We start from the raw sequence: 2,845 nt of genomic DNA, 5'->3' as shown, positions 1-2,845 counted from the left end.
AACCATGGCGGCCGAGTGCAGCAGCGCGCTGACCGCGCTGGGGCCCTCCATGGCCCGAGACAGCCAGAACGAGAACGGCAGCTGCGCGGCCTTGCCGAGGGCCGCGACCAGCACCCCGAACGCGATCACGTCGCGCCAGCCACTACTCGCGGCAGGCAGGTCGGCCAGCGCCAGCCCCGCGCCGCCGGCCAGCGCTGCCGCCGCGGCCAGGTAGAGGCCGAGGTCGGCGGTGCGGGTGGTCAGGAAGGCGGTGAGCCCGGCCGACATCCGGTACTCGTCGCGCCACCAGAATCCGATCAGGGCATACGACGCCGCCCCCATCACCTCCCACGCCAACAGCAACGTCGGCAACGTCGCTGCCGTCGTCGTCACGACGACGGCCGCGGCGAATAACAGCATCAACCCGTGGAATCGGCCCGGCGCTTCCCGGATGTCTCCGGCGGCGAACAGCAACACCAGCAGCGTCACCGCCGCAACGGCGGGAACCACAATCGCGGCCAGCGCATCAACCCGCAACGCGAAATCCGTGCCGGCCATGAACGCCACGGCCAGTCGGGGGCGGGTAAAGCTCACGACGATCGACAACACCAGCATGACGGCCGCTGTGGTCACCGCGATCGCCGCAGCAAGCCGCTCGATGCGGCGGCCCAGCAGTAACGTCGCGCCAACCACCGCCGGCGCGAGCATCAGCAACCACAGCGAAAGCTGCGCCGGTGTGCCCACTACCACGGTCAGCCGGCCAGCTCAGCGGCCATGTCGGTCATGTCGGCCCGGTGTTCACGGTGCAGCAGCGTCGCGACCGCGAAGCCCATCGCCATCTCCACGGTCATCGCCGCGATGATCACCAGCAGCAAAACCTGACCGGTGGGCCCCGGTGCGAGGAACCACCAAAAGCCTGCGGCTGCAAGGATGATCGCGTTGATCATCAACTCCAGGCCCATCATCACCATCACCACGACCTGCTGGGAGAGCGCACCGTAGAGTCCCACGCTGAACAGCGCCGCCGCCACCAGCAGCACCGTGTCGAGGGTCATCGCCCGACACCTCCGGGCTGCGGGTCGCGGGCGGGTCGTTGTTTCAAGTCATCGCCGAACCGGTCATAGCGGCTCCGCTTGGCAGCCAACACAATCCCGGCCACAATGGTAGCCACCATGATTGGGCTGATCACGGCCATCGCAAGCATCTTCGGTCCCATCAACTCCTGCCCGAGGGAGGCGGTGACATCGGGTGGCGGCGCACCGCGCCGCGACGGCCAGTCGACCACCAGGATCCCGGACGCCAGCAGAACGAAGGTGCCCACGGCGGCGGCGAGGGCCCGGCGCTTGTCGTGCACCATGCTCATCGGCATCAGCGCCGGGTTCATGCCCATGAACATGACCATATAGACGGCCATCACCGCCATCTCCATCACCATCATCAAGATCGTCACCACGCCGATGTAGTTCTGCGCCAGCACCAGCACCACAACACCCACAGCGACGAACGACACCGCCAGCGCATACGTGGCGCGTGCCATCGAGGTCACCCGGAAGACCGCCGCGCCCGCCAGCACGGCGATCACGGCGCAGATCCAATAGACGACGTCGACGATCATGTATCAGCTCCTCCAAACCGCGACGACAGCCACGACCAGGTCTTGCAGGAGGACGGCCGGCAGCAAAATCACCCAGCCGAGCTCCATAAACTTCTCCGGCCGAAAGACCGAAACCCGTCGACGCAGCCACACCAAAACCGTGAGCAGCGCAACGGTTTTCACCAACACCCACAACCAAGGCGGCAGCAGCGGCCCGGCGCCGCCGCCGAGGAACATCGGCACCGCGAACGCGGCACCGGCGGCCAGCAGCGCATACCGGCCGGCGTAGAACACCAGCCGGTCCACACCGGAGAGTTCGGCGGTCACACCGCCCGCGACATCGCCGCCGAGCGCTGGCGTAAAGGGCCCCCACACCGAAAATGCCACCACCCCAAGGCAATACACGAAAAACGCGGCCGGCATCCACACCGCGAACCACAATCCAGCCTGGGACGCGGCGACCTCGCCGACACGCAGGCTCTGCGCGGCAATGGCCGGCGCGACGAGCGCGAACATCAGCGGCAGCTCATAACCCAGACCGTGGGCCAGAAAGCGGTAGCCGCCGATGAGCGAATGCGCCGAGTTCGGGCCCCAACCGGCGAGCCACACGAACGCCCACACCATCACGTCCATCGCGTTGAACCACACAACGCCGACATCGAGATCGAACAGCGTCCATCGCCCCAACGGAACCACGGTCACCATCAACATGGCGGCGACGATTAGACCGGTAACACCGATCCGCCACAGCAGCGAGTCCGCCGCGACGGTGGTGCGCCGACGCTGCCGCATCAGCCGCGCCACCTCCCAAAGCGGTCTGGCCGCTCCGGCCGTGCGGACACCGTCGCCGCGCGTGCTCAGCACACCATCGAGGGAGGCAGCATAGAGGCTGAGCGCTCCGAGCAACCCGGCGGCGCACAGCGCCCAGACACCTGGCACCGTCGTAACCGTCGGGTCACCCATGAGGGATGCTTTCGTCGGTGCGCGCGGTGTCGATGCCGAGACTGGCGACTACCAGCCGGGCAGTGGCCACGTCCAGACCACACACCAGCCCGGGCAGTACGTCGCTTATCTTTGTCGAACCGAGTACAAATACACTGGGGCTTAGGGGTTCTCGCAAGAGAGTGCGCGCTAGATCGACTCGGGTGAGTAGCCGGTCGTAGGTATCGCCGGCAAGCGCGGTGGGAAGCTGACGGTGGTCGGGAGTCTCAGCGGTCAGCGGCGCGAGGTCACGCAATGACCAGCGCAGCAACCTGGACTTGCCGAGCATCT

Annotated in this window: 4 protein-coding genes and 1 pseudogene; all 5 read right to left on the bottom strand. The window is 66.9% G+C overall.

Features of this window, described 5'->3' with window-relative positions:
- On the bottom strand, nt 1-687 hold a 687-nt coding region (locus tag HMPREF0591_RS25740), incomplete at its 3' end, for a proton-conducting transporter transmembrane domain-containing protein (RefSeq protein ID WP_040624061.1).
- A 44-nt stretch (nt 688-731) separates the two neighbouring features.
- Nucleotides 732-1,034, bottom strand: coding sequence for an NADH-quinone oxidoreductase subunit NuoK (locus HMPREF0591_RS25735; RefSeq protein ID WP_007171660.1), 303 nt, complete (start codon nt 1,032-1,034; stop codon nt 732-734).
- Nucleotides 1,031-1,594, bottom strand: coding sequence for an NADH-quinone oxidoreductase subunit J (locus HMPREF0591_RS25730; protein ID WP_007171659.1), 564 nt, complete (start codon nt 1,592-1,594; stop codon nt 1,031-1,033). Before HMPREF0591_RS25730 ends, HMPREF0591_RS25735 begins: the two co-directional genes overlap by 4 nt.
- A 3-nt stretch (nt 1,595-1,597) precedes the next feature.
- Nucleotides 1,598-2,536: a complex I subunit 1 family protein gene (locus HMPREF0591_RS25725; RefSeq protein WP_007171658.1), complete on the bottom strand. Its 939-nt coding sequence runs from the start codon at nt 2,534-2,536 to the stop codon at nt 1,598-1,600.
- Nucleotides 2,529-2,845 (bottom strand): annotated as a pseudogene (locus tag HMPREF0591_RS33530) (hypothetical protein); the annotation flags it as partial. The pseudogene HMPREF0591_RS33530 and the gene HMPREF0591_RS25725, both read right to left, overlap by 8 nt.

The organism is Mycobacterium parascrofulaceum ATCC BAA-614 (assembly GCF_000164135.1).
Lineage (GTDB): Bacteria > Actinomycetota > Actinomycetes > Mycobacteriales > Mycobacteriaceae > Mycobacterium > Mycobacterium parascrofulaceum.
Note: the sequence above shows the minus strand (reverse complement) of the source record. Positions and strands in the feature narration are given on the sequence as shown.

Coding starts and splice junctions, on each gene's coding strand:
- HMPREF0591_RS25735 (WP_007171660.1), bottom strand. CDS start 1,034: ATGACCCTCGACACGGTGCTGCTGGTGGCGGCGGCGCTGTTCAGCGTG.
- HMPREF0591_RS25730 (WP_007171659.1), bottom strand. CDS start 1,594: ATGATCGTCGACGTCGTCTATTGGATCTGCGCCGTGATCGCCGTGCTG.
- HMPREF0591_RS25725 (WP_007171658.1), bottom strand. CDS start 2,536: ATGGGTGACCCGACGGTTACGACGGTGCCAGGTGTCTGGGCGCTGTGC.